This window comes from Klebsiella sp. YJ (assembly GCF_002108615.1).
GTDB classification, from domain to species: domain Bacteria; phylum Pseudomonadota; class Gammaproteobacteria; order Enterobacterales; family Enterobacteriaceae; genus Klebsiella; species Klebsiella planticola.
The window spans coordinates 1-3,374 of record NZ_MTEG01000003.1 but is presented as its reverse complement, the minus strand read 5'-3'; the positions used below and the strand labels follow the sequence as shown (position 1 = coordinate 3,374).

At 48.5% G+C, this 3,374-nt stretch carries 2 protein-coding genes and 1 pseudogene; 2 read left to right on the top strand and 1 reads right to left on the bottom strand.

Going from position 1 to position 3,374, the window contains the following annotated elements; translation table 11 throughout:
• Both BV390_RS04140 and BV390_RS04135 read left to right on the top strand, forming a co-directional pair.
• Positions 1–777 (top strand): annotated as a pseudogene (locus BV390_RS04140) (phosphoglucomutase, alpha-D-glucose phosphate-specific); the annotation flags it as partial.
• 146 nt (positions 778–923) lie between these two features.
• Positions 924–1,493, top strand: a complete 570-nt coding sequence (locus BV390_RS04135; RefSeq protein ID WP_032690518.1) for a helix-turn-helix domain-containing protein — start codon at positions 924–926, stop codon at positions 1,491–1,493.
• Between the two features lie 83 nt (positions 1,494–1,576).
• On the opposite strand, the gene BV390_RS04130 is transcribed toward BV390_RS04135, so the two are convergent.
• The gene (locus tag BV390_RS04130; protein ID WP_085396632.1) at positions 1,577–2,827 is read right to left on the bottom strand and encodes an oligosaccharide MFS transporter; all 1,251 of its coding nucleotides are present in this window, start codon (positions 2,825–2,827) and stop codon (positions 1,577–1,579) included.
• Between the last annotated feature and the right edge of the window lie 547 nt (positions 2,828–3,374).

Sequence of the window (3,374 nt, the reverse complement as noted above, 5' to 3'; positions counted from 1 at the left end):
CTGCTGGCGCTGCGCGATAAGTTCGATCTGGCGTTCGCTAACGATCCGGATTATGACCGTCACGGCATCGTCACGCCGGCAGGTCTGATGAACCCGAACCACTATCTGGCGGTGGCGATTAACTACCTGTTCCGGCATCGTCCGCAGTGGGGCCAGGATGTCGCCGTCGGTAAGACGCTGGTCTCCTCGGCGATGATCGATCGCGTGGTGAACGACCTCGGCCGTAAGCTGGTGGAAGTGCCGGTGGGCTTTAAATGGTTTGTTGACGGTCTGTTCGACGGCAGCTTCGGCTTCGGCGGCGAAGAGAGCGCGGGCGCCTCGTTCCTGCGTTTTGACGGTACCCCGTGGTCGACCGACAAAGACGGGATCATCATGTGCCTGCTGGCGGCAGAAATCACCGCCGTCACCGGTAAAAACCCGCAGGAGCACTACGACGAGCTGGCCGCCCGCTTCGGCGCGCCGAGCTATAACCGTCTGCAGGCTTCGGCCACTTCCGCACAGAAAGCGGCGCTGTCGAAGCTGTCGCCGGAAATGGTCAGCGCCAGTCAGCTGGCCGGCGACCCGATCACCGCACGTCTGACCGCCGCGCCGGGCAACGGCGCATCGATTGGCGGTCTGAAAGTGATGACCGACAACGGCTGGTTCGCCGCACGTCCGTCAGGTACGGAAGACGCTTACAAGATCTACTGCGAGAGCTTCCTCGGTGAAGCACATCGTAAGCAGATCGAGAAAGAAGCGGTGGAAATCGTAAATAGCGTGCTAGCAGCGCACCACTAGAGCAACTGACGTACTCCGGGGAGCCGGGGTACGTCACAGTTAACCGGCGATGAAATTAACTTCTACGCCGACACCAGTACAGGCGTCACTTTGTCAGAACGTAAGGATCGGTACGATTCGCAAAAGGTTATTGCTGCGGGGACTCTATGAATATCTATGTTGTTACCAATAATAATTTCATGCTTGAAGGTCTGAAATGTATGTTTAGCGACAACAGCCTCTCCGTCAACAGGGTTTTATTTTCCCGGATCACCGAAATTGCTTTCAGCAACAGCGATGTGGTGATTGTGGAGTCAGAGCTGAAAACCTGCGATGCCGGGCGTCTCAAACATCTGCACATTTCACCAGTCAATATCATCTTTTTATTAAAACCGCGGTCAGGAATGAGGGGGACAGGTCGCGAAGCGGTATTCATTGATACCGAATTAACAGGTAATGAATATCTCATGATAAGGCAGGTTTTTAAAAAAATGCGGATTCATCTGAAGAGGGAAAAGTTGGCGTTTACCAAAAGAGAAGCGCATATCATCCATCTGATTTTAAATGGCTACTCGCTGGTGGAAATTTCTCGCCGCCTGCTAATCTCCATAAAAACGGTTCAGTCTTATGTCAATATTATTTTGCATAAACTGAATGCCACAAAAATAAGTGAAATATACCGTTGTAAAAGCCTCATCATTGACAGCTTTGCCAGGAAAAATTTGCATCTTCAATGAGATATGGATTTTTCCTGATACACTATCCATCGATAAACGACAAAGAAAAAGGCAATGTCAGCGGCGACATTGCCTCGCGAATATTATAAGGTTTCGTTTTGCACCACAGCACTGCGTGGGCCTGTATTACGTCCATTGCTCAGGAAGACCACGCCAAACAGCAGAATCACCGAGACGATGGCGGAGAACAGATAGAATACAAAATGGTAGCCAAACGCATCAAACAACATCCCCACCGGGATCGATAACAACACGATACCCAGCGAGCTGGCGATCTGGAATCCCACGAGGAAGATGGTGGAGGATAAGCGAGAATCAAAGTTGGACACGCTGTATTTGAATACCGAGATCACAAACAGCGGTACTTCAATCGCATGAAATAGCTTAATCAGCGAGATGATGTAAGGGCTTTCTGAGGTTGCTGACACCAGAATGCGACAGATCATGATCATGCCTCCTGCAATCAGCGCTTTTTTCGCTCCCACCTTGTTTACAAAGAAGGGGATGACGGCCATTCCGATGGCTTCCAGCACCACCTGGAAGGAGTTCAGATAGCCGTAGACCCGGGTCCCGGTCTCGACGGATGAGAACAACCCGGCATAGAACACAGGAAACATCTGCTGATCGTAGATATTATAGAATGACCAGGTCCCGGTGATGAACAGCACGAAAATCCAGAATTTAATATCTTTAAAGACGGCGATAAAATCGTCTTTGTGCACCTTTTCAAGGTGGTGAGTACCGCTGGCCGTTTGTTCGCTTTTAAATAACATATTGATAATAATAAAGCACACACCAAACAGCGATACCAGCCAGAAGTTAATGTGCGGATTGATGGCGAAAAAGATCCCGGCGAGTAAGGCTCCAATCGCATAACCAAACGAGCCCCACGCCCGGGCGGTACCGTATTCAAAGCAAAATGCCCGTGCCATTTTCTCAGTGAAACTATCCAGTAATCCGCAACCGGCGAGGTAGCCAATACCAAAGAACAATGAGCCGATCGCTAAACCTAACGAGAAGTTGTGCCGCAGCAGCGGTTCATATATATAAATCAGGAACGGACCAGTGAGAACTAAAATGACACTCAGGAGCCAGATCAGATGCTTTTTGAGGCCGAGTTTATCCTGGATTATTCCGTAGCCAATCATAAAAATCATACTGGTAAACTGATTGACGGAGTACAGGGTTCCAAGCTGCGTGCCGGTGAGACCGATTGTTCCTTTAAGCCAGATGGCATACAGAGACCACCATAGCGACCAGGCGATAAAAAACAGAAATGAATAACCGGAGGCATAGCGGTAATATTCATTTTTAAAAAATGAAAAAGCCTTCATATTTATTTCCTTGTCACAATATTTTTATTTTAGTAAACAGAATCCTGTAACGCTATCATCGTCTTCAAGGCCCGCTAGTGATATGGCAGGGCGGCTAGATTCAATATAATAATCGGCTCTGATAGAGACAGCGGTATGATTTCTATTATTTAATTTACGGCTTCAGGTACATTTCTTTTCTTGATGATAAAAACCTCAGCATAGATATCATATTGACGCTGACTGAACGGCATGGATAAATAACTACGGGTTTATTATTACTATTAAGTTCGCCGCAATACAACCTGTCGAACGTGATGTTAATCACAATGGTTAACGTTAACATTGATCCAGGGGAGGGAGCACGATAGAGACCAGGTGTCATAAGAGGTTAAGAGGTTAACGCCGCGGGTTGCGTGAATACGTCCTGCGGATGTTGTCCACTTTTCGGACAGAAAAGGATGGGGGGGAGGTCATTTAACTTATGTTGCGTGGGTATCGGCTGCTTTCACACGTCACCAGAGGGTGTCTGGACGTTTTCCCGTCAGTTTGACTAGACATTCAACGT